The 21,613-nt window shown below is 63.7% G+C and carries 25 protein-coding genes; 10 read left to right on the top strand and 15 right to left on the bottom strand.

Features of this window, described 5'->3' with window-relative positions; translation table 11 throughout:
- Positions 1-33 precede the first annotated feature (33 nt).
- On the bottom strand, positions 34-579 hold the full coding sequence (locus AC19YT_RS05875) for a twin-arginine translocation pathway signal protein (protein ID WP_095109119.1): 546 nt from the start codon (positions 577-579) through the stop codon (positions 34-36).
- Between the two features lie 27 nt (positions 580-606).
- On the bottom strand, positions 607-2,037 hold the full coding sequence (locus AC19YT_RS05870; protein ID WP_500609915.1) for a coniferyl aldehyde dehydrogenase: 1,431 nt from the start codon (positions 2,035-2,037) through the stop codon (positions 607-609).
- A gap of 146 nt (positions 2,038-2,183) precedes the next feature.
- On the opposite strand from AC19YT_RS05870, the gene AC19YT_RS05865 reads away from it, so the two are divergent.
- Positions 2,184-2,852, top strand: coding sequence for a TetR/AcrR family transcriptional regulator (locus AC19YT_RS05865; RefSeq protein WP_095109117.1), 669 nt, complete (start codon positions 2,184-2,186; stop codon positions 2,850-2,852).
- A gap of 33 nt (positions 2,853-2,885) precedes the next feature.
- The gene (locus tag AC19YT_RS05860) at positions 2,886-3,740 is read left to right on the top strand and encodes a sulfurtransferase (protein WP_095109116.1); all 855 of its coding nucleotides are present in this window, start codon (positions 2,886-2,888) and stop codon (positions 3,738-3,740) included.
- A gap of 48 nt (positions 3,741-3,788) precedes the next feature.
- On the opposite strand, the gene AC19YT_RS05855 is transcribed toward AC19YT_RS05860, so the two are convergent.
- Genes AC19YT_RS05855 through AC19YT_RS05840 form a run of 4 tightly spaced genes read right to left on the bottom strand, consistent with a single transcriptional unit; the run spans position 3,789 to position 8,296 of the window.
- The gene (locus tag AC19YT_RS05855; RefSeq protein WP_500609914.1) at positions 3,789-4,787 is read right to left on the bottom strand and encodes a hydrolase; all 999 of its coding nucleotides are present in this window, start codon (positions 4,785-4,787) and stop codon (positions 3,789-3,791) included.
- A gap of 56 nt (positions 4,788-4,843) precedes the next feature.
- Positions 4,844-5,455, bottom strand: coding sequence for a 16S rRNA (guanine(966)-N(2))-methyltransferase RsmD (rsmD, locus tag AC19YT_RS05850; RefSeq protein ID WP_095109114.1), 612 nt, complete (start codon positions 5,453-5,455; stop codon positions 4,844-4,846).
- Positions 5,455-6,948: a M16 family metallopeptidase gene (locus AC19YT_RS05845; RefSeq protein WP_500597368.1), complete on the bottom strand. Its 1,494-nt coding sequence runs from the start codon at positions 6,946-6,948 to the stop codon at positions 5,455-5,457. Before AC19YT_RS05845 ends, rsmD begins: the two co-directional genes overlap by 1 nt.
- Positions 6,941-8,296: a M16 family metallopeptidase gene (locus AC19YT_RS05840; RefSeq protein ID WP_500609913.1), complete on the bottom strand. Its 1,356-nt coding sequence runs from the start codon at positions 8,294-8,296 to the stop codon at positions 6,941-6,943. The genes AC19YT_RS05845 and AC19YT_RS05840 overlap by 8 nt, the downstream gene beginning before the upstream one ends.
- 405 nt (positions 8,297-8,701) lie before the next feature.
- Here AC19YT_RS05840 and ftsY point away from each other — a divergent pair, with 405 nt between their 5' ends.
- From ftsY to rpoH, 4 genes are all read left to right on the top strand, one after another.
- Positions 8,702-10,174 (top strand): signal recognition particle-docking protein FtsY, encoded by a 1,473-nt coding sequence (ftsY, locus tag AC19YT_RS05835; RefSeq protein ID WP_500609912.1) that lies wholly within the window; start codon positions 8,702-8,704, stop codon positions 10,172-10,174.
- Positions 10,171-10,842, top strand: coding sequence for a cell division ATP-binding protein FtsE (gene ftsE / locus AC19YT_RS05830; RefSeq protein WP_093418294.1), 672 nt, complete (start codon positions 10,171-10,173; stop codon positions 10,840-10,842). Before ftsY ends, ftsE begins: the two co-directional genes overlap by 4 nt.
- On the top strand, positions 10,839-11,861 hold the full coding sequence (gene ftsX, locus AC19YT_RS05825) for a permease-like cell division protein FtsX (RefSeq protein ID WP_500597363.1): 1,023 nt from the start codon (positions 10,839-10,841) through the stop codon (positions 11,859-11,861). Before ftsE ends, ftsX begins: the two co-directional genes overlap by 4 nt.
- A gap of 113 nt (positions 11,862-11,974) precedes the next feature.
- On the top strand, positions 11,975-12,829 hold the full coding sequence (gene rpoH / locus AC19YT_RS05820) for an RNA polymerase sigma factor RpoH (RefSeq protein WP_095109109.1): 855 nt from the start codon (positions 11,975-11,977) through the stop codon (positions 12,827-12,829).
- A 72-nt stretch (positions 12,830-12,901) separates the two neighbouring features.
- Here the strand turns inward: rpoH and mtgA are convergent, their stop codons facing one another.
- Positions 12,902-13,624 carry a monofunctional biosynthetic peptidoglycan transglycosylase gene (mtgA, locus tag AC19YT_RS05815; RefSeq protein ID WP_500609911.1) on the bottom strand — a complete coding sequence of 241 codons (723 nt, stop codon included), beginning with the start codon at positions 13,622-13,624 and terminating at the stop codon, positions 12,902-12,904.
- A gap of 74 nt (positions 13,625-13,698) precedes the next feature.
- Here mtgA and AC19YT_RS05810 point away from each other — a divergent pair, with 74 nt between their 5' ends.
- The 4 genes from AC19YT_RS05810 (at position 13,699) to trmB (ending at position 15,972) form a co-directional block, all read left to right on the top strand.
- Positions 13,699-14,079, top strand: coding sequence for a DUF423 domain-containing protein (locus tag AC19YT_RS05810; protein ID WP_095109107.1), 381 nt, complete (start codon positions 13,699-13,701; stop codon positions 14,077-14,079).
- A gap of 83 nt (positions 14,080-14,162) precedes the next feature.
- On the top strand, positions 14,163-14,363 hold the full coding sequence (thiS, locus tag AC19YT_RS05805) for a sulfur carrier protein ThiS (RefSeq protein ID WP_095109286.1): 201 nt from the start codon (positions 14,163-14,165) through the stop codon (positions 14,361-14,363).
- 79 nt (positions 14,364-14,442) lie between these two features.
- Complete coding sequence (locus AC19YT_RS05800) at positions 14,443-15,237, top strand: thiazole synthase (RefSeq protein WP_095109106.1); 795 nt, start codon at positions 14,443-14,445, stop codon at positions 15,235-15,237.
- A 9-nt stretch (positions 15,238-15,246) separates the two neighbouring features.
- Positions 15,247-15,972, top strand: a complete 726-nt coding sequence (gene trmB, locus AC19YT_RS05795; protein ID WP_095109105.1) for a tRNA (guanosine(46)-N7)-methyltransferase TrmB — start codon at positions 15,247-15,249, stop codon at positions 15,970-15,972.
- 86 nt (positions 15,973-16,058) lie between these two features.
- On the opposite strand, the gene AC19YT_RS05790 is transcribed toward trmB, so the two are convergent.
- The 8 genes from AC19YT_RS05790 to AC19YT_RS05755 form a co-directional block, all read right to left on the bottom strand.
- Positions 16,059-16,382: a DUF3392 domain-containing protein gene (locus AC19YT_RS05790; RefSeq protein ID WP_095109104.1), complete on the bottom strand. Its 324-nt coding sequence runs from the start codon at positions 16,380-16,382 to the stop codon at positions 16,059-16,061.
- Between the two features lie 21 nt (positions 16,383-16,403).
- Positions 16,404-17,606, bottom strand: coding sequence for a radical SAM family heme chaperone HemW (gene hemW / locus AC19YT_RS05785; protein WP_095109103.1), 1,203 nt, complete (start codon positions 17,604-17,606; stop codon positions 16,404-16,406).
- Positions 17,603-18,199, bottom strand: a complete 597-nt coding sequence (gene rdgB / locus AC19YT_RS05780; protein ID WP_500609910.1) for an RdgB/HAM1 family non-canonical purine NTP pyrophosphatase — start codon at positions 18,197-18,199, stop codon at positions 17,603-17,605. Before rdgB ends, hemW begins: the two co-directional genes overlap by 4 nt.
- The gene (locus AC19YT_RS05775; protein WP_095109101.1) at positions 18,196-18,630 is read right to left on the bottom strand and encodes a DUF4426 domain-containing protein; all 435 of its coding nucleotides are present in this window, start codon (positions 18,628-18,630) and stop codon (positions 18,196-18,198) included. The genes rdgB and AC19YT_RS05775 overlap by 4 nt, the downstream gene beginning before the upstream one ends.
- 159 nt (positions 18,631-18,789) lie before the next feature.
- Positions 18,790-19,410: a methionine biosynthesis protein MetW gene (gene metW / locus AC19YT_RS05770; RefSeq protein WP_500609909.1), complete on the bottom strand. Its 621-nt coding sequence runs from the start codon at positions 19,408-19,410 to the stop codon at positions 18,790-18,792.
- Between the two features lie 7 nt (positions 19,411-19,417).
- A complete protein-coding gene (gene metX / locus AC19YT_RS05765) occupies positions 19,418-20,557 on the bottom strand; it encodes a homoserine O-succinyltransferase MetX (RefSeq protein ID WP_095109099.1) in 1,140 nt (379 codons plus the stop codon).
- A gap of 159 nt (positions 20,558-20,716) precedes the next feature.
- Entirely contained in the window at positions 20,717-21,013 is a 297-nt protein-coding gene (locus tag AC19YT_RS05760; RefSeq protein WP_095109098.1) for a DUF167 domain-containing protein, read from the bottom strand.
- A 4-nt stretch (positions 21,014-21,017) separates the two neighbouring features.
- Positions 21,018-21,608 carry a YggT family protein gene (locus AC19YT_RS05755; RefSeq protein ID WP_095109097.1) on the bottom strand — a complete coding sequence of 197 codons (591 nt, stop codon included), beginning with the start codon at positions 21,606-21,608 and terminating at the stop codon, positions 21,018-21,020.
- Positions 21,609-21,613: the final 5 nt, after the last annotated feature.

Genomic DNA, 21,613 nt, shown 5'->3' with positions numbered 1-21,613 from the left:
GGGGGCATCCCTTGGGTTGTCAGTCACAGCGCCTCACACCCGCGGCGGCCCCGGGTAGCCGCAGTGGGCCCAGGCCTCGGCGCGGCTGTACCAGGCCATCATCACCAGTTGCAGCAGGGAGCTGTGGCCCATGCGCAGCAGGCTCAGGCTGCTGTTTTCCCAGCGCTGGAGGAAGTGGCGGATGTCGTCGCCGCTGGCGTTTTCCCACGCGCCCCAGATGCCGGTCAGGGGGCCGCGGGTGACCGCCATGGCGAGCACGTCAAACAGTTGCCGGGTCAGCTTGAGCATTTCTGGCGAGAGGTAGGCCAGGTTGCGGTCCAGGCTTTGCAGGGCGCCCTCCAGCGCAGCGGGGAGGGCGTCGGCGGCCACGGCGCCGTCGAGCATCACCGGCATCACCGCCCGCACAAAGGGCAGGTCGGCGCTGCGCAAGGCGAGAAAACCGCTGGCCGGTTGGCTGGCCGAACAACCGCTCAGGCTGGCGCCCAGGCCAGCGGTGGCGAGGAAGGCGCTGGCGCCCAGGCTGAACTTCAAAAGGCCGCGCCGCGACAGTGCGGCGGGCTCGGGCAGGCATGGATTCATTATTGTTTTAACCGGCAGTGGGGCGCGTTAGCGGATGAACAGTTTGTGGATCAGCTTCTGGATGGCCGTGCCATAGGGCGGGTAGATCAGCCGCGCCGCGTTCAGGCGTTGCTTGACCAGCACGCCCTTGGCCTTGCTGAAGGTCAGGAAGCCTTCATGGCCGTGGTACTGGCCCATGCCCGAGGGGCCGATGCCGCCGAAGGGCAGGTCGTCCTGGGCCACGTGCAGCAGGGTGTCGTTCAGGCACACGCCGCCGGAGTGGGTTTCCTGCAGCACGCGTTGCTGCTCGGCCTTGTCGTAGCCGAAGTAGTACAGCGCCAGAGGGCGCGGCCGCTGGTTGATGTAGGCAAACGCCTGGTCGAGGCCGCTGTAGGGCACGATCGGCAGCAGCGGGCCGAAGATTTCGTCCTGCATCACCGTCATTTCATCGTTGACGTTGAGCAGCACGCTGTGGCCCAAACGCCGGCCCTGGTTCTGCTCGAACAGCGGAACCAACAGTGCGCCCTTGCTCGTGGCGTCGCTGATGTAGCCGTTAAGCCGGTTGAGTTGGCGATCGTTGATGATTGCCGTGTAGTCCGGGTTATCCACAAGCGTGGGGTAAAACCCGCGCACAGCCTGGCGGTAGGCCTCGACGAAGGAACCGACGCGCTCTTGCGGCACCAGCACGTAGTCCGGGGCGACGCAGGTTTGCCCGGCATTGAGGGTTTTGCCGAAGGCGATGCGCTCGGCGGCGTCCTTGAGCGGCACGTCGCTGGAGACGATGGCCGGCGACTTGCCGCCCAGCTCCAGGGTCACCGGGGTGAGGTTCTCGGCGGCGGCGCGCATCACGTGCTTTCCGATGCTGGTGGCGCCGGTGAACAGCAAGTGGTCAAACGGCAGCCGCGAGAAGGCCATGCCCACCTCGGCCTCGCCCAATACCACGCACACCAGGTCTTGGGGGAACACCCGCGCCAGCAGGGTTTTGAGCAGTTGCCCGGTGGCCGGGGTGGCCTCGCTGAGCTTGAGCATCACCCGGTTACCGGCGGCGAGGGCGCCAACCAGCGGGCCAATAGCCAGGTACAACGGGTAGTTCCACGGCACGATCACGCCCACCACCCCCAGGGGCTGATAGACCACTTTGGCCGACGCGGGCTGAAAGGCCAGGCCGACCTTGCGCCGCGACGGTTTCATCCAGGCCTTGAGGTGGCGGCTGGCGTAGTGGATGCCGTGCAGGCTGGGCATCAGCTCGGCGAGCAGGGTTTCGTCGGCGCTGCGGTTGCTGAAATCCTCGCTGATGGCGGCGATCAAAGCCTGGCGTTCGCTGTTCAGTACATCGCCCAGGGCCTTGAGCCATTGCTGACGCTGCGCCGCAGGGGGCATGGGATGGGCGGCGTAGGCCTGGCGCTGGGCGTGGAAAAGCTTGAGCAGTTCGTCGCGCTGGGCTTGGGCGTCTTGCAGGTAGGCGATTTCAGCAGGCATGGCGGCGTCCGTTTTATTCGAGTTGTGCATTTTCTAGAGCTTATACTCTAAAAGGTCAAGGCCGAACTGTGCGTCACTTTGATTTATCCACAAGCGGTTAGGCCGTAAGATGCTCGCCAACGCACTCTGAATTAAAGCCCTTGCCCATGGCCCCACGCATAAAAACCAGCGAGCGCATCGTCCAGAATAGCCTGGAGCTGTTCAACCAGCAGGGCGAGCGCAGCGTCAGCACCAACCACATCGCCGCCCACATGGAAATTTCCCCGGGCAACCTCTATTACCACTTCCCCAACAAGCAGGCGATTATCGCCGTGCTGTTCAGCGAGTACGAAAGCCTGGTGGACAGCTTCCTGCGCCCGCCCCAGGGCCGCGCGGCGACGGTCGAAGACAAGCGCTTCTACTTGCAGGCCCTGTTGGCGGCGATGTGGCGCTACCGCTTCCTGCACCGCGACCTGGAGCATTTGCTCGACAGCGACGCGGACCTGGCCATGCGCTACCGGCGTTTCTCCCAGCGCTGTCTGATCCAGGGCCGCGCCATCTACGAAGGCTTTGTCGCCGCCGGCATCCTGGCGATGGACAAGGTGCAGATCGAGTCCCTGACCCTCAACGCCTGGATCATCCTCACGTCCTGGGTGCGGTTTTTGTGCACCACCCGGGAAAACTCCACGCACCTGAGCGAAGAAGCGATCAAGCGCGGGGTTTATCAGGTGCTGGTGCTGGAGGCCGGTTTCGTCACCGAGCAGGCACGGGACGCGGTGGACGCGCTTTTTGAGGAGTACTACGTGCCGCTGGGGCAGGCGCTGGAAGAACTGTAGGATGGCCTGAGCCTTAACTCACGGGAGCCTGTTATGCCGATTGCGCAACTCATCAGCCCGCAAGACCTGGACGGCAAGAAAGACCAGCCGAACCTGGTGCTTCTCGATTGCCGCTTTGCCCTGGATGACCTCGACTACGGCCAGCGCAGCTATGCCCAAGGGCATATCGCCGGGGCTTCGTTCGCGGACCTGGAGCGCGACCTCAGTGGCCGGGTGAGCAAAGGCGTGACCGGGCGCCACCCGTTGCCCGAGCCGCAGGCCCTGGTGGAGCGCCTGCAAGCCTGGGGCGTGAATGACGACAGCGACATCGTGCTGTACGACGACGGCCCCGGAGCTTTCGCCGCCCGCGCCTGGTGGCTGTTGGCCTGGCTGGGCAAGCGCGACGGGGTGTTTATCCTCGATGGCGGCCTCAAGGCCTGGCACGCGGCCGGCCTGCCCTTGAGCCTCGACGCGCCGCGCCAGGGTGTTGGCAACTTTGCCGGCACACCGGACAACAGCCTGCTGCTCAGCGCCGAGCAACTGCAACAACGCCTCGGCGACCCGGCCTTGACCTTGCTCGATGCCCGCGCCGAGGCGCGTTTTCGCGGTGAAGTGGAGCCCATCGACCCGGTGGCCGGGCACATTCCCGGCGCCCACTGCGCAGTGTTCACCGACAACCTGGGCAGCGATGGCCGCTTCCTCAGTGCGCAGGCCCTCCAGCAGCGCTTCGCCGCCCACCTGGGCGAGCGGCCAGTGAGCGAACTGGTGGCCTATTGCGGTTCCGGCGTGACGGCGTGCCACAACCTCTTCGCCCTGTGCCTGGCGGGCTATCCGCTGGCGCAGTTGTATGCCGGCTCGTGGAGTGAGTGGATCACCGACCCTGCACGGGAAGTCGCCAAGGGCGCTTGACGGCCGTACACCACCGGCCCCTGTGGGAGCCGGCCGGGCCTTCCTCGTTTATTGCCCCGCCCCCTGCGCCAGCCATTGCGGTATGCGCCGTTCCAGGTAGTAGCCGGGGCGGCGCAGGGTGCCGTCAACGAACCCCACATGGCCGCCGTGCGTGTGTAGCTCCCATTGCGTGCCGGGTGCCAGTTCGCTGGCGTCGGGCAGGCTGTGGGGGAACACGAACGGGTCGTCGGCGGCTTGGATCATCAGGGTCGGCGTGGTGATGGTAGCGAGGAAGTAGCGGCTGGAGGCGCGCCGATAGTAGTCGTCGGCATCGCGGTAGCCGTGCAGCGGCGCGGTGACGCGGCCATCGAAGTCCCAAAAGGTACGCAGGTTGCTCAGCGAGCCGAGCCCTTGCAGGGTGGCCAGGCCTTCGTGGCGGCCGTCGTGCTGGAACTGGCGCTGCTTGTTTTTGATGTAGGCGAGCATTTCGCGCATGAAATGGGCCTGGTAGACCCGCGAAAAGCCCTGGCCGATGCGGTCGGCGCATTGGTCGAGGCGAAACGGCACCGACACCGCCACCGCGCTCTGCAAGCCGCTGTCCTCGCCGGTTTCCCCCAAGTGTTTGAGCAGCACATTGCCGCCCAGGGAGTAACCGACTCCGTGCAGCGGCGCGCTGGGGCGCCTGGCCCGTAAGTGGCGGATCACCGCGGCGAGGTCTTCGCTGGCGCCGGAATGGTAGCTGCGCGCTAGCAGGTTGGGCTCCCCCGAACACCCACGCCAGTTCAGCGCCACGCTGGCCCAGCCCTGGGCGGCAAGGGCCTGTTGCAGGCCGGCGACATAAGGCGAGTTCGACGACCCGGTGAGGCCGTGCAGCACCAGCACCAGTGGGGTTTCCAGTTCGTGGGCGCCGTGCCAGTCGAGGTCGAGGAAGTCGCCATCCTCAAGCCAAAGGCGTTCGCGCTGGCGTTCTAAATGGACGGTTTTGCGCCACAGCGGCCCCCACAGGGTTTGCAGGTGCGGGTTGCGCAGGCCCGGGGCGGGCGTGAAGTGGTTCGGCGGTGTCGGCACGGAGGGTCTCGCAGCAGCGGTGCGCAGTGTGGCTGCGCACCTTGTTACACGGTCGGTCAGCCGACCGCCTGCGCCATACGTTGCCACAAGGCGTAGTAGACGCGCCCGGACTTCTGTTCGCGATGCAGGCGCCAGTTGCCCGGCAGGCCCAGGCTCGACGGTGGCGCTTCGCTTTCGGTGTAGACCCAGGCTTCGTCCGCCAGCCACTGGCGCTCTTCGAGCAGGGCGCAGGTGGCGGGCAGCAGGTTCTGGTTGAACGGCGGGTCGAGGAACACCAGGTCGAAGGCGATGGCGGGCTGGGTTTCCAGGTAGCGCAGAGCGTCGGCGGTCTGCACCTGGCCGACGCTGCAACGCAGGGTGCCCAGGTGCTCGCGCAGGCTGGAGACGGCGATGTTGCTGCTATCGAGCGCCTGGCCCATGGCCGCGCCACGGGACAGGGCTTCGAGGAACAGCGCGCCGCTGCCGGCGAACGGGTCCAACACCTTGGCCCCGGCCACGTAAGGGGCGAGCCAGTTGAACAGCGTTTCGCGCACGCGGTCCGGCGTTGGGCGCAGGCCCGGGGCGTCGGGAAAGCTCAAGCGACGGCTGCGCCATTCGCCGCCGATGATGCGCAGTTGGTTCACGCCGTTATGGACGTTGTGGACGGGTTTCTTGGTGGGACGGGCCATTAATGCTCCGGAACCCCGAGCGGCTGCTCGGCAGGTTTATCAGTAGGGGCCGGTAACGGCTTCTGTGCAACGGTCGGGCCGGCGGTGACGATCACCATTTTGTCGGCGCTCAGGTGTTTGTTGAGCGCCGTTTTGACCTGCTCGACGGTCAGGGCCTGGGATTGTTGCATGAAGTCTTCCAGATAGCTCAACGGCAAGTTGTAGAACCCCATGGCGCCCAACTGGCTGACGATGTCGGCGTTGCTGGCGGTGGACAGCGGGAAGCTGCCCGCCAGCTCACGCTTGGCGTCGTCGAGTTCTTTCTGGGTGGGGCCGGTTTTCAGGTAGTCGGCCAGTACGTCCTGCACCAGTTTGAGGGTGCCTTCGCTCATTTCGGCGCGGGTCTGCAGGTTGATGTTGAACGGGCCGCGGGCCTGCATCGGGCTGAAACCGGAGTAGACGCCGTAGGTCAGGCCGCGTTTTTCCCGCACTTCGGTCATCAGGCGCGTGCCGAACCCGCCGCCGCCCAGGATCTGGTTGCCCAGGGACAGGGCCGCGTAATCCGGGTCGGCGCGGTCGATGCCCAGTTGGGCGAGCAGCAGGTGAGTCTGTTTGGACGGGTATTCGATATGGCCAATGCTGGCCTTGGGCTGCACCGGTTCCGGGATTTTCGCCAGGGCCGGACCTTTAGGCAGGGCAGCGGACACCTGGGCGGCGATGGCTTCGGCGTCGCTGCGGGACAAGTCGCCCACCAGGGCAATCACCACGTTGCCGGCCGCGTAGGCTTTTTCGTGGAACGCTTGCAACTGCACCAGGCTGATGGGCGGGATGCTTTGCTCCGTGCCTTCGCTGGGGTGGGCGTAAGGGTGGTCGCCGTAGAGGCGGCTCATCAGTTCCAGGCTCGCCAGTTTGCCGGGGTTCTGCTTCTGGTACTCGAAGCCGGCCAGCACCTGGTTCTTGATGCGTGCCAGGGCATCGGCGGGGAAGGTCGGCTTGCCGACGACTTCGGCGAACAGCGCCAGGGCCGGTTCGCGTTTGTCGCTGGCACTCAGGCTGCGCAGGGAGGCGACGGCCATGTCCTTATAGGAACCGTTGCCGAAATCCGCGCCCAGGCCCTCGAAGCCTTCGGCAATCGCACCGACGTCCTTGCCCGCCACACCTTCGTTGAGCATGGCGTTGGTCAGCATGGCCACGCCGGGTGTCGCGCCGTCCTGGCTGCTGCCGGCGGCGAAGATCAAGCGCAGGTCGAACATCGGCAACTCACGGGCCTCGACGAACAGCACCCGGGCGCCTTCGGCGGTGTTCCAGGCTTGCACGTTCAAGCTGCGCCGGCTTGGCGCCTTGCCATCCAGTTCGGCCAGCGATTGCAGGGTCTTGGTGGTTTGGGCCTTGTCCAGCGCGGGGCTGGCGACGGTGTCGCCCGCGCGGTTGAGGTAATAGAAGCCGGCCGCGCCGAGCAGCACCACGGCCACCAGTACGATCAGAGCCTTGGCAGGGGATTTACGCTCACTCATGGGTAGTCTCCTCGGGCAGTACATGCGCAACGCTGAGACGTTCGCGAGTGAAGTAGGTGCGGGCGGCTTTCTGGATGTCGTCCGGGGTCACGCTTTGCAGCTCGGCCAATTCGGTGTCCATCAGCCTCCACGACAGGCCGACGGTTTCCAGTTGGCCGATGGCGGTGGCTTGGCTGGTGATCGAGTCGCGCTCGTAGACCAGCCCGGCGATAACCTGGGCGCGCACACGCTCCAGTTCTTCGGCGGTGGGCGGGGTGGTTTTCAGTTGTTCAAGCAGGCGCCACAGGCCCGCGTCGGCCTGGGCCAGGGTTTTTTGCTTCTGGGTATTGGGCGTGGCGGTGAGCATGAACAGGCTGTCGCCGCGGGTGTAGGCGTCGTAGTTCGATGAGCCACCGGACACCACTTCTTCGCCGCGTTCGAGCTGGCTCGGGATACGTGCGCTGTAACCGCCGTCGAGCAGCGCCGAGATCAGGCGCAGGGCGTGAACCGAGCGCTTGTCGTCGGTGGTGGCCAGGCTGGGTACGTTGAAACCCAGCATCAGGCTCGGCAGTTGGGTCTGCACATGCAGGGTGATCTGGCGCTCGCCGGGTTCGGCCAGTTCCAAAGGGATTTTCGCCGACGGCAGGTCACGCTTGCGGATCGGGCCGAAATAGCGCTGGGCCAGGGTCTTGACCTCGTCCGGGGTGACATCGCCGACCACCACCAGGGTGGCGTTGTTGGGCGTGTACCAGGTTTCGTACCAGTGACGCAGCTCCTGCACGCTCATGCGGTCCAGGTCGGCCATCCAGCCAATGGTGGGCGTGTGGTAGCCGCTGGCCGGGTAAGCCAGGGCCTTGAAGCGCTCGTAGGCCTTGGACATCGGCTTGTCATCGGTGCGCAGGCGGCGCTCTTCCTTGATGACTTCGATCTCCTTGCTGAACTCCTCCGGTGGCAGGCGCAGGCTGGCCATGCGGTCGGCTTCAAGCTCGAAGGCCACGGGCAGGCGATCGCGCGCCAGTACCTGGTAGTACGCGGTGTAATCGTCGCTGGTAAAGGCGTTTTCCTCGGCGCCGAGGTCGCGCAGGATCAACGAGGCTTCGCCGGGGCCGACCTTGTTGCTGCCCTTGAACATCATGTGTTCCAGGGCATGGGACAGGCCGGTCTGGCCCGGGGTTTCGTAGCTGGAGCCAACCTTGTACCAGACCTGGGACACCACCACCGGCGCGCGATGGTCTTCGCGCACGACCACTTTGAGGCCGTTATCGAGGGTGAATTCGTGGGTCGGTTGCGGGTCGGCAGCCAGGGCTGCAAAGGGCAGGCAAACTGTGCTGAGCAGCAGGCCTGCGGCGCGGCGGGCTAGAGCATTCATTCGTTTTTTAACCTGTTGGGCTGCCCGCGTGATGGTCGGGGCAGCGGACGAGGAGGTTGGGCATGCCATCATTCTTGAGCGGTACTGGTAATGACGCATGACACGCCCTAGGATACTGATCCGTTTTACTGGCGGCCACGCCTATCAGGCCTCTGATGAATCAGAGTGTGCTTGAGAAGGTTGCATGGGTTAGCGGCAAAAAGCCTGGTTTTATCAGCTAAACTGCGTTTTTTCGCCGATTTTGCCGTTCCAGTTCAGTGTAGAAGCGCTCTTCGGATGCCTTGGGCGTTTTGACAACATCTTGCGCGTGAACAAGCTCGGTTAATCGTAGTCTGTTTCGCATCCAATAGTTATTTGCCGGGGCGCCACCAATGGCGCGTCGCCACCTTGAGATAGCCGTCCTCCATGTTTGGTTCCAACGACGACAAAAAGACCCCAGCCGCGGCTGGCGAGAAGAAAGGCCTGTTCGGATGGCTGCGCAAAAAGCCGCAGGAAGCCGTCAGCGAGCAACCGCAACCCGCTCCTGAACCGATTGCCGAGCCTACGCCAGCCGTCGAGGCCCCGGCGCCGGTGGTGTTGCCGCTGGCCGAACCGGTGCTGCAACCGGTAGCCGAGCCCGTGCCACTGGCTGAGGCCGCCCCCGTTGCCGAACACAAGCCCTGGTTGACCCTGCCAGTGGCTGAAGAGCCGGTGGCGCTGGTCCCGGACGACTGCGCCCCGCACATCACGCCGCCGATTCCCGCCCCGACCGCCACCCAGCAAGCGGTGGAGCAACTGCCGGTGGCCGAGCACGTGCCTGCGCCAGAGCCCGTCGTCGAGATCCCGCACGAGCCGGAGCCGGTCATCGCTGCGTTGGCCGTTGCGCCCGCGCCAACCCCGATGGAACCTATCGTTGAATCGCTGCCCGTTGTCAGCGAGCCTGCACCGGTTGCGGTGCAAGAGAACAAGGTCGGCTTCTTTGCCCGCCTCAAGCAAGGCCTGTCGAAAACCAGCGCCAGCATCGGCGAAGGCATGGCGAGCCTGTTCCTAGGCAAGAAGCTGATCGACGACGAACTGCTCGACGACATCGAAACCCGCCTGCTGACCGCAGACGTGGGTGTCGAAGCCACTTCGGTGATTATCCAGAGCCTGACCCAGAAGGTCGCCCGCAAGCAGTTGGCCGATGCCGACGCGCTGTACAAGTCGCTGCAAGGCGAGTTGGCGAACATGCTCAAACCGGTCGAGCAACCGCTGGTCATCAGCGCGCAGACCAAGCCCTTCGTGATTCTGGTGGTGGGCGTCAACGGCGCCGGCAAAACCACCACCATCGGCAAGTTGGCGAAGAAACTGCAACTTGAAGGCAAGAAAGTCATGCTGGCCGCCGGCGATACCTTCCGCGCTGCGGCCGTGGAGCAATTGCAGGTGTGGGGGGAGCGCAACAAGATCCCGGTGATCGCCCAGCACACGGGCGCCGATTCGGCCTCGGTGATCTTCGACGCCGTGCAGGCCGCCAAGGCCCGCGGCATCGACGTGCTGATCGCCGACACCGCCGGGCGCCTGCACACCAAAGACAACCTGATGGAAGAGCTGAAGAAAGTGCGCCGGGTGATGGGCAAGCTGGACGCCGACGCGCCCCACGAAGTGCTGCTGGTGCTGGACGCCGGCACTGGCCAGAACGCCATCAGCCAGGCCAAGCAATTCCACCAGACCGTGCAACTGACCGGCCTGGCCCTGACTAAGCTCGACGGCACCGCCAAGGGCGGGGTGATTTTCGCCCTGGCCAAGCAGTTCGGCCTGCCGATCCGCTACATAGGCGTGGGCGAAGGCATCGACGATTTGCGCACCTTTGAAGCCGAACCCTTTGTCCAGGCACTGTTTGCCGAGCGGGAGCGCTCATGATTCGATTCGAACAGGTCGGTAAACGCTATCCGAACGGCCACGTCGGCTTGCATGAGCTGAGCTTTCGAGTACGTCGGGGCGAATTCTTGTTTGTCACCGGCCATTCCGGCGCGGGCAAAAGCACGCTGCTGCGCCTGCTGCTGGCGATGGAGCGCCCCACCACGGGCAAGCTGCTGCTGGCCGGCCAGGACCTGGCGACCATCAGCAATGCGCAAATTCCTTACCTGCGTCGGCAGATAGGTGTGGTGTTCCAAAACCATCAACTGCTGTTCGACCGCACGGTGTTCAACAACATTGCCCTGCCGTTGCAGATCCTGGGTCTGTCCAAGGCGGAAATCACCAAGCGCGTGGATTCGGCCCTGGAGCGCGTGGCGCTGTCGGACAAGACCGACCTCTACCCCGGCGACCTGTCCACCGGCCAGCAACAGCGCGTCGGCATCGCCCGCGCCATCGTCCACCGCCCGGCCCTGCTGCTGGCGGACGAACCCACCGGTAACCTCGACCCGCGCCTGGCGGCGGAGATCATGGGGGTGTTCGAGGACATCAACCGTTTGGGCACCAGCGTGCTGATCGCCAGCCACGACCTGGCCCTGATCGCCCGCATGCGCCACCGCATGCTCACCTTGCAACGCGGCCGACTGATCGGCGACGGGGAGGCCGGGGTATGAGTGCCACACGCAGTCCCAAGGTTTCCGAGCGGGTGGCGCCCAAGGCGGCGGATCCGAAACCTGCCAAGAAAAAACGCGACGATGACGACGGCCCGGACTTTCGCACCCTGCTGCACGCCTGGATCGAAAGCCACCGCGCCAGCCTGCTCGACAGCCTGCGGCGCCTGGGTAAGCAGCCCATCGGCAGTTTCTTCACCTGCATGGTGATGGCCGTGGCTTTGAGCCTGCCCATGGGCCTGTCGCTGCTGCTGGGCAACGTCGAGCGCCTCGGCGGTTCGTGGCAGCGGGCGGCGCAGATTTCCCTCTACCTGCAACTGGACGCCAGCGCCGCCGAGGGCGAGCAATTGGGCGAGCAGATCGCGGCCATGCCGGGCGTCGCGGATGCCCAATACATCAGCCGCGAACAGGCGCTGGAGGAATTCCAGCAGCAGTCCGGGATCGGCGAAGCGCTCAAGGAATTGCCGCAGAACCCCCTGCCGGGTGTGGTGCTGGTGACGCCCAAGGAAGTCGACAAGGCAGCCCTGGAAACCCTGCGTCAGCGCCTGGCCGAGATGCCCAAGGTGCAACAGGCGCAACTTGATCTAGTCTGGGTGGAACGCCTTGCGGCAATCCTCAAGCTGGGTGACCGGTTTGTCTTCGGTCTGACCGTGCTTTTGGTGTCTGCATTACTTTTGGTGATAGGCAATACCATTCGTCTTCATATTGAAAACCGCCGCACCGAGATAGAAGTGATTAAACTCGTCGGCGGCACCGACAGCTATGTGCGTAGGCCCTTTCTATATATGGGCGCGCTTTATGGCTTGGGTGCAGGGATTCTTTCGTGGGGGTTGCTGGCGTTCGGCCTGGATTGGCTGAACGACGCAGTGGTGGGGTTAGCCGGGTTGTATGGCAGTGATTTTGCCCTGGCTGGCGTGCCTCCTGCTGACGGCCTGTCACTCTTGCTTGGCGCGGTGCTGTTAGGGTATATCGGTGCATGGATCGCCGTCGCAAGGCACCTCAGGGAGCTTGCGCCGAAGTAGTGTCTTTTTGCTTGTATTGACCTTTCAGCTTTCTAGGGAACTTGTCCTACGGTTCCCGGTCAATTTTCGCAGTGCTGAACTGCACGAGTTATGTGAGTCGGAGGTTTTTTCGTATGACCACTTCTTTGCAACCTGCCTATGCCCTAGTCCCAGGCGCAAACCTGGAAGCCTATGTGCACACGGTCAACAGCATTCCATTGCTGACGCCCGAGCAGGAGCGTGAACTGGCCGAGAGTCTCTATTATGAGCAGGATCTTGGGGCGGCTCGGCAGATGGTGCTCGCCCACCTGCGTTTTGTCGTACATATCGCCCGCAGCTATTCCGGCTACGGGTTGGCCCAGGCCGACCTGATCCAGGAAGGTAACGTGGGCCTGATGAAAGCGGTCAAGCGTTTCAACCCGGAAATGGGCGTGCGCCTGGTGTCCTTTGCGGTGCACTGGATCAAGGCGGAAATCCACGAATTCATCCTGCGCAACTGGCGCATCGTGAAAGTCGCGACCACCAAGGCCCAGCGCAAGCTGTTCTTCAACCTGCGCAGCCAGAAAAAACGCCTGGCGTGGCTGAACAACGAAGAAGTGCACCGCGTGGCCGAAAGCCTGGGCGTTGAGCCCCGTGAAGTGCGCGAGATGGAAAGCCGCCTGACTGGCCATGACATGGCCTTCGATCCGGCCGCCGAGGCGGACGACGACAGTGCCTTCCAGTCGCCGGCCAATTACCTCGAAGACCACCGCTACGACCCGGCGCGGCAACTGGAAGATGCTGACTGGAGCGATAACTCCACCAGCAACCTGCACGAAGCCCTGCAAGTGCTGGACGACCGCAGCCGCGACATTCTCTACCAACGCTGGTTGGCAGAAGAAAAAGCCACGCTGCATGACCTGGCGCAGAAGTACAACGTATCGGCTGAGCGTATCCGCCAGTTGGAAAAAAGCGCGATGAACAAGCTGAAGCTGTCTATCGCCGCTTGATCTCAAACTGCTAGTGGATGTAGGTGTGGATGTGGGAGCGGGCAAGTCCGCTCCCACACTTTTTCTGCTGTGTCAGTCTGCCCACGGCAAGCGCCGCGAATCATTGATCCCCAACAGATAACTCTCTCCCCCCAACTGGTTCATCTGCTGCCGAATCCAGCTGGCACGCCGTGCCACGTAAGGGCTTGGGCGGCTGGCGCTCCAGGCGCGGGGATTGGGCAGCACCGCGGCCAGCAGGCTGGCCTGTTGCCGCGACAGTGAGCGGGCGCTCACGCCAAAGTGATGGCGCGCAGCCGCCCCGGCGCCAAACACGCCGTCGTCCCACTCCACGCTGTTGAGGTACACCTCGAGGATGCGTTGCTTGGGCCAGAGGATTTCGATCAGCCCCGTGAACCAGGCCTCCAGGCCCTTGCGCAGCCAACTGCGGCCCGACCACAGAAACAGGTTCTTCGCCACTTGCTGGCTCAAGGTGCTGGCGCCGCGCAGCGAACCACCGCGCTCGTTATGGGCCAGGGCGGCCTTGATCGCGCCGACGTCAAAACCCCAGTGTTCGGGGAATTTCTGGTCTTCGCCGGCAATCACCGCAACTTTCAGGTCGTTGGCGATTTCATCCCACGCTTGCCAGTCGCGCTGCAGGTCGATGGGCTTGCCATTGAACCAGGACTGCACCTTGCGCTCGACCATCAATGCCGTTCCCGGCGGCGGTACGACGCGGAACACAAGCACCAGCAGCACGCTGCCAGCCGCGAACCAGAGCAGGCCTTGGGTGATACGACGAAAGATTAAACGCAACATAGAGATGGCTTGGCCGGAGCGGTCGAGCGGGCCATTATACAGACCCTGTCCTACGAGTCTGACTGGAGTTCCTCATGCTGCGTGGCTTTGTGATGCTGGCTGCCTTCTTCGGCTTTACTGGCGTTGCCCTTGGCGCGTTCGCCGCCCATGGCTTGAAAAACCGCCTCAGCGCTGAATACCTGGCGATTTTCCACACCGGCGTCAGCTATCAGTTGGTCCACACCCTGGCCCTGGTGGGCGTGGCGCTGCTAGCTGCGCACCTGCCCGGACGCTTGGTGACTTGGGCCGGCGCGTCATTCACCCTCGGCATCCTGCTGTTTTCCGGGAGCCTGTACCTGTTGACCCTGACCGGCATCAGCAAACTGGGGATCATCACCCCGTTGGGTGGCGTCGCGTTCCTGGTGGGCTGGCTCTGCCTGGGCCTGGCCGCGTGGCGCCTGCAACCGACGCCCTGAAACCACCGCTGACCAGAGGGCTTGGGTCGGCCTGACGGATCGGGCTAGAATGCTGGCCCTTAAAAACGATGGCGGCCTTTGGCATGCGTATTCAGCTGAACGGTGATTCCTTAGAACTGCCCGACGGTGCAACCGTTGCGGCCCTGCTCGCGCACCTGGAGTTGACCGGGCGTCGCGTCGCAGTCGAGCTCAACCTGGATATCGTCCCCCGCAGCCAGCACGCCGACACCACGCTGAACGACGGCGATAGCGTCGAAGTGGTGCACGCCATCGGTGGCGGCTAGAAGCTAGCGCGTTCGCTACGTTTTCCCTGAATTTGCCGACAAGATTTCTGCAGAACCTCTCCCCAACCGAGGATTCCCGATGAGCAATGTTCGCAGCGACAAGCCTTTCGTCCTGGCCGGTCGTACCTACCAGTCGCGCTTGCTGGTAGGCACCGGCAAGTACCGCGACATGGAAGAAACCCGCCTGGCCATCGAAGCCTCGGGGGCCGAGATCGTCACCGTTGCCGTGCGCCGCACCAACATCGGCCAGAACCCGGGCGAACCGAACCTGCTGGATATCCTGCCGCCAGACCGCTACACCATCCTGCCGAACACCGCCGGTTGCTACGACGCCATCGAGGCCGTGCGCACCTGCCGCCTGGCCCGTGAGCTTCTGGACGGCCATAACTTGGTGAAGCTGGAAGTGCTGGCCGACCAGAAAACCCTGTTCCCCAACGTGATCGAAACCCTCAAAGCCGCCGAAGTGCTGGTCAAGGAAGGTTTCGACGTGATGGTCTACACCAGCGACGACCCGATCATCGCCCGCCAACTGGCCGAAATCGGTTGCATCGCAGTCATGCCGCTGGCGGGCTTGATCGGCACCGGGCTGGGCATCTGCAACCCCTACAACCTGCAGATCATCCTTGAAGAAGCGAAGATCCCGGTGTTGGTGGATGCCGGTGTCGGCACCGCGTCCGACGCCACCATCGCCATGGAACTGGGCTGCGAGGCGGTGCTGATGAACTCGGCCATCGCCAATGCGCAGCAGCCGATCATGATGGCCGAAGCCATGAAGCACGCAATCGTTGCCGGTCGTCTGGCGTACCTCGCCGGGCGCATGCCGAAAAAACTCTATGCCAGCGCCTCTTCGCCGCTGGATGGTCTGATTAAGTAAGAGCCATTGATGACTGAATCAAACGAAACGCCGAACACCGTGCAAGAAGGCGACGAGTCCAAGCACCGCCGTATCAAGAGTTTCGTGATGCGCGCCGGGCGCATGACCGAAGGCCAGCAAAAAGGCCTGGAGCAAGGCACGCCGTTGTTCGTCCTGCCGCTGGCGGATGCGCCGGTGGATTTTGACCAAGTGTTTGGCCGTTCGGCCCCGCGCTCCCTGGAAATCGGCTTTGGCATGGGCCACTCCCTGCTGGAAATGGCCGCGGCGTCGCCCGAGCAGGATTTCATCGGTGTGGAAGTGCACCGCCCAGGTGTCGGCGCGTTGCTCAACGGCGTGCTGACCCAGGGCCTGACTAACCTGCGGGTGTACGACTGCGATGCGATTGAAGTGCTCAACCGCTGTATCGCCGACAACAGCCTGGATCGCCTGATGCTGTTTTTCCCCGACCCGTGGCACAAGAGCCGCCACCACAAGCGCCGTATTGTCCAAGCGTCTTTCGCAGAGTTGGTGCGCAGCAAGTTGAAAGTCGGCGGCATCTTGCACATGGCCACTGACTGGGAACCCTACGCCGAGTACATGCTGGAAGTGATGAACGTCGCGCCGGGCTACCGCAATCTCGCCGAAGACGGCCGCTGCGTGCCGCGCCCGAGCGAGCGCCCGATCACCAAGTTCGAGCGCCGTGGCGAGCGACTGGGGCATGGGGTGTGGGATTTGAAGTTCGAGAAGCAGTCTTAAAGCAGGCAAAACCTAGTGTGGGAGCGGGCTCGCCCGCGATAGCGGTTTCGGCCTCATCGCGAGCAGGCTCGCTCCTACAGTTGTGGTTAACGGCGATCCGCCACTACCCCAATCAGCACCAGCACCACCAACAACACCGGCGCCAGGCTGTAGTTGTTGAATTGGCTCAGGCCGCGCACGATCCACGGTGTGGCGTAGATCAACGCCGCGCCGCTGCCGATCATGCACAGCAGGGCCATCAGCGGTACGCGCAAGGCGCCGGCGATGTTGCCCAGGCGTTGCTCGACCCAGCCCTTGATATCGGCGCCAAACAACACCAGCAGGCAGCCCACCAGCGCCAGGGAGATGTCCGACAGGTTGCTGCGGCTCCAGCGCGAGACGGTGGCGAGCAGGTCGAGTACCAGGTCCATTCGATTTCCTTAAAGAGCCAGTCAGCTCAAAAACTTCTGTAGCAGGTCATTGAGAAAGAGTTGGCCGCGCTCGGTGGCCGCCAGCCGTGACGGTTCGACCTGCAATAAGCCACTTTGTTCGGCCTCGCGGCGGCCCTGGGCCAGGCTTTGCAGCGTCAGCCCGGTGCGTTGCGGGTACAGCTCGGCGGCCACGCCCTCGGTCAGGCGCAAGGCGTTCATCAAGAACTCGAATGGCAGTTCGTCGTCGCCCAGGTATTTTTCGCCGGCCTGGAAGTTTTTGGCTGGGTTGAGGTAGTCCTTGGGCAGGCGGGTTTTCCAGGTGCGCACGATGCGCCCGTCCGGGTGGCTGAGCTTGCCGTGGGCGCCGGCACCGATGCCGATAAAGTCGCCGAAACTCCAGTAATTGAGGTTATGCCGCGCCGCTTTGCCGGGCTGGGCGTAGGCCGAGACCTCGTACTGCGCGTAGCCGTGCTCGGCCAGCAGAGCCTGGCCGGCCTCCTGGATGTCCCACAGGGTGTCGTCCTCCGGCAACACCGGCGGCTGGTTCCAGAACACCGTGTTCGGCTCCAGCGTCAGTTGGTACCAGGACAGGTGCGTAGGCTTGAGGGAGATGGCTTGGCGCAGGTCGTCGAGGGCGTCGTCCAGGGACTGATCGGGCAAGCCGTGCATCAGGTCCAGGTTGAAGTTGTCGAACCCGGCCAGGCGCGCCATGCCGGCGGCGCGGATCGCTTCGTCGCCGTTGTGGATGCGCCCCAGCGCACTGAGCTTGGCCTGCTGGAAACTCTGGATGCCGATGGACAGGCGATTGATGCCCAAGGCCCGGTAGGCGCTGAATTTCTCTTGCTCGAAGGTGCCAGGGTTGGCTTCCAGGGTGATTTCGATGCCCGGGGCGAACGGAATACGTTGCTCCACGCCCTTGAGCAGGCGGCCCAGGGCGGCGGCGCTGAACAGGCTCGGGGTGCCGCCACCGAAGAAGATCGAACTCAGCTCGCGGCCGTATACCGCGTGCAGGTCCTGGTCGAGGTCGGCCAGCAGGGCATCGACGTACTCTTCTTCCGGCAGCACGGGGCTGGCGGTGTGGGAGTTGAAGTCGCAGTACGGGCATTTGCGCACGCACCAGGGAATGTGGATGTACAGCGCCAGCGGCGGCAACAGCGGTAATGCCGCGCGGGTGCTGGGCGTGCCGCCGACGATCAGCGGCAACGCGGGCGAGTCGTGGGTCATTTCAAGCCCAGACGTTGGCGCAGCAAATCCATTGCGCGGGCGCGGTGGCTGATCTGGTTCTTATCGGCGGGGCTCAGCTGCGCGCTGGAGCAGTCGCGCTCCGGCACCCAGAACAGCGGGTCGTAGCCAAAACCATGTTCGCCGCTGGCGGCGGTGAGAATGCGCCCGTGCCACAAGCCTTCGCAGAGGATCGGCAGCGGGTCGTCGGCGTGGCGCACCAGGGCCAGCACACAGACGAACTGCGCGCCGCGCTCTGCCTCGGGCACGTCCTTGAGGGCGTCGAGCAGCTTGGCGTTGTTCGTCGCATCGCCCTGGCCGTCGGCATAGCGCGCCGAGTAAATGCCCGGCGCGCCGCCTAGGAAGTCCACCGCCAGCCCGGAATCGTCGGCCAGCGCCGGCAAACCGGAAATGCGCGCGGCATTGCGGGCCTTGAGGATGGCGTTCTCGACGAACGACAGGCCGGTTTCTTCCGGCTCGACGCGGCTGAACTCGCCAATGGAGCGCAGTTGTACCGCTTGGCCGAGCATGGCCTGGAGTTCTTTGAGTTTGCCGGCGTTATGGCTGGCCAAAACCAGTTGGGTGAAGTTCATCATTGGCCCGGAAACAGCTCTTGGTTAAAGCTGAAACTGTGGGCTTGGCCGCCGGTTTCAACGCTGATGGTGAAGGTTCTGACTTCCTGCTGCTCCACCGGGTATTGGGCGATGTAGTAGATCGCGCCGGGTTCGGTGATTTTCTTGAACGTCAGCGGCACGCTTTTGCTGGTCAGGTCCTTGAGGGTGCCGGTGACCGTGGCGTCCGTCGCTTTGCCAGCCTTGAGCACGGAGAGGTTGATGAGCCCCTGATGCTTGTCGCGCACCAGGCCGGCGGCCTTGGCGATGTCCGGTTGCAGGGCGGTGGAGTTGAAGGTGTTGTAGTGCACCGTCACGTCACCGAAAACTTCCTTGCGTTCGCCTTTGATGGCGTCGGCGGCCATGGCGCTCAGGCTCAGGCAGGCAGTCAGGGCTAACAGGGCTAGACGTCCCATGATCGTTCTCCTCAAAAAATATTTGTGGGCAGTAGCAAGCGGGCTGGCCCGCGCTGGGCAGCGCAGCGGCCCCTCAGTGCGTTTGAGCAAGCACCGCATCAGGAGCGCTACGCACTCCAGCGCGGGCGAGCCCGCTTGCTACAGCCGTTAATGTTGGGGTCAGACCGCGACCTGGTGATCTTGCAGGCCAGGACTGCTGACGCGGTAAATACCGATTTCACCTAATAGGTTAGGCCATAGCTTACTGGCCCACCCGTGGCGGTGTTGTTGATCGACGGCAAGCCGATCGATGACTTTCGCCGCACGTTCGCGGCACAGTTCTTCAAAGTCTTCAAAGGTGCAGAAGTGGATGTTCGGCGTGTTGTACCAGGTGTACGGCAAGAATTCCGACACAGGCATGCGGCCCTTGCTGGCCAGGTACCAGCGGCAGCGCCAGTGGCCGAAATTGGGGAAGGTGATGATGCACTGGCGGCCCACGCGCAGCATTTCGTCGAGGATTCGGTCCGGGTAGTGCACCGCTTGCAGGGCTTGGGTCATCACCACGATATCGAAGCTGTTGCTGGCGAAGTTGCCCAGCCCCTTGTCCAGGTCCTGCTCGATCACGTTGATGCCCTTGGCCACGCATTCGGCAATGTTGTCCGGGTCGTTTTCCAGGCCATAACCGGTGACTTGCTTGTTGTCCCGCAGCCAGGTCAGCAGTTCGCCATCACCGCAGCCAAGGTCGAGCACGCGGCTGCCGGCGGGGATCCATTCCTGGATGATTTCCAGATCAGCTCTCATGGCGTTCTCACAATTGGATTCTGTTCATGTAATTGCCAAACGCCTGCAAGTAGCGCGGGATCGGGATCAAGAAGGCGTCGTGGCCCTGGGGGGCGTCGATTTCCAGGTAGCAGACGTCTTTTTTCGCCGCCATCAGGGCGTCCACCAGTTCCCGCGAGCGGGCCGGGGAGAAGCGCCAGTCGGTGGTGAACGACATCACGCAGAACTTGGCCTTGGCCCCGGCGAAGGTTTTCGCCAGGTTATCGTCGAAGTTCGCCGCCGGATCGAAGTAGTCCAGCGCTTTGGTCATCAGCAGGTAGGTGTTGGCGTCGAAGCGCCCGGAGAATTCTTCGCCCTGGTAGCGCAGGTAGCTTTCCACTTGGAATTCGACGCTGTGGAAGTCGTAGTTGAGCTTTTCGCTCTTGAGGCCGCGGCCGAATTTCTCGCCCATGGAGTCATCCGACAGGTAGGTGATGTGCCCCACCATCCGCGCCAGCATCAACCCGCGCTTGGGGATCACACCGTGCTCCTGGAACGAGCCGCCGTGGAACTCGGGGTCGGTGAGGATGGCCTGGCGCGCCACTTCGTTGAAGGCGATGTTCTGCGCCGAGAGCTTAGGCGCCGAGGCGATGGCCAGGCAATGGCGGATGCGCTCGGGGTAGCTGATGCTCCACTGCAAGGCCTGCATGCCGCCCAGGCTGCCGCCGATCACCGCGGCCCATTGGTCGATGCCCAGCAGGTCGGCCAGGCGCGCCTGGCTGTGCACCCAGTCTTCGACCGTGAGCACCGGGAAGTCGGCGCCAAACGGCTTGCCGGTGTCCGGGTTGGTGCTGCTTGGGCCGGTGGAGCCGTTGCAGCCGCCCAGGTTGTTGAGGCTGACGACGAAGAAGCGGTGGGTATCGATGGGCTTGCCGGGGCCGATGCAGCTGTCCCACCAACCGGGCTTGCGGTCGTCGGGGCTGTGGTAGCCAGCGGCATGGTGATGGCCCGACAGCGCATGGCAGATCAGCACGGCGTTGCTGGCCGTGGCGTTCAGCTCACCGTAGGTTTCATAGATCAGGTCATAGGCGGGCAGCGAACGGCCGCAGGCCAGGGCGAGGGGTTCACTGAAGTGCGCCACTTGGGGCGTCACCAGACCAACGGAATCGGCGGGAAAGGCAGTTGGCATCGACCCTGCTCTCATTTAAATGAGGCGTAAGTCTAAAGAGCAGGGCCCCTAGCGGCAAGCGGCTGTACCGTGGCGTCCCCCTCGCGAGCAGGCTCGCTCCCACACGTCATTGCATAACCTTGTGGGAGCGAGCCTGCTCGCGATAAGTGAGGCGGCTCATCACCCCGCCGGGCGCTCCAGCCCCGGCAGCGGCGGGAGTTTTTTCGGTGCACTGATGCGCACCCGTTTCTGCCGGTTCAACTCGCCGCTGAGCAGGCTCACCTGGCTTTTGGCGACCCCGAAGGCCTTGGCCAGAAAAGCCATCAGGTAGGCATTGGCCTTGCCCTCGACGGGCGGTGCGGTGAGGCGGATTTTCAGGCGCTCGCCGTGCAGCCCGCAGAAATCATCGCTGCGGGCCGCCGGTTGCAGGTGGCATTCGAGGATCAGATCCTCGCCGTCCCAGCGGAAATAGCTCACCGGGTCAGATCAGCATGCGCAGGATGTCCGGCATCTGGCTCATGGCGGCGAGGTTGTTGATGACCAGCATGTCCAGCAGCTTGAGCACCATGAACGCGAGGATCGGCGAGATATCCAGGCCGCCCAGGCTGGGCAGGATCTTGCGAAACGGCGCCAGCACCGGCTCGCAGATCTGGTTGACCAACTCGGCGCCCGGGTTATGGCTGCCCGGTGCGACCCAGGACAGGATCACGCTGATAATCAGGGCGAAGAAGAAAATCTTCAGGAACAGCGCCGTCACGCCGATGATCGCCCAGATCAGCAGTTGCAGCGGGGCGCCCGTGGTGCCGTAGGCCAGCAGCATGGTCACGGCCATCAGCAGCACCTGGAGGATAAGGGCCAGCACCAGGGACGACATGTCCAGGCCGAACACGCTGGGAATGACCCGGCGCAGCGGCTTGAGCAGCGGCTGGGTGGCCTTGACCGCGAACTGGCACAGTGGGTTGTAGAAGTTGGCGCGTACCAGTTGCAGCACGAAACGCAACAGCACGATCAGCAGGTACAGGCTGCCGAGGGTTTGCAGCACGTAGATGGCTGCGGTTTCCAATCCAATCATGAATG

Source organism: Pseudomonas sp. MF08875 (genome assembly GCF_059862525.1).
The sequence above is the reverse complement of the archived record's forward strand: the minus strand, read 5'-3'. Positions and strand labels throughout refer to the sequence as shown.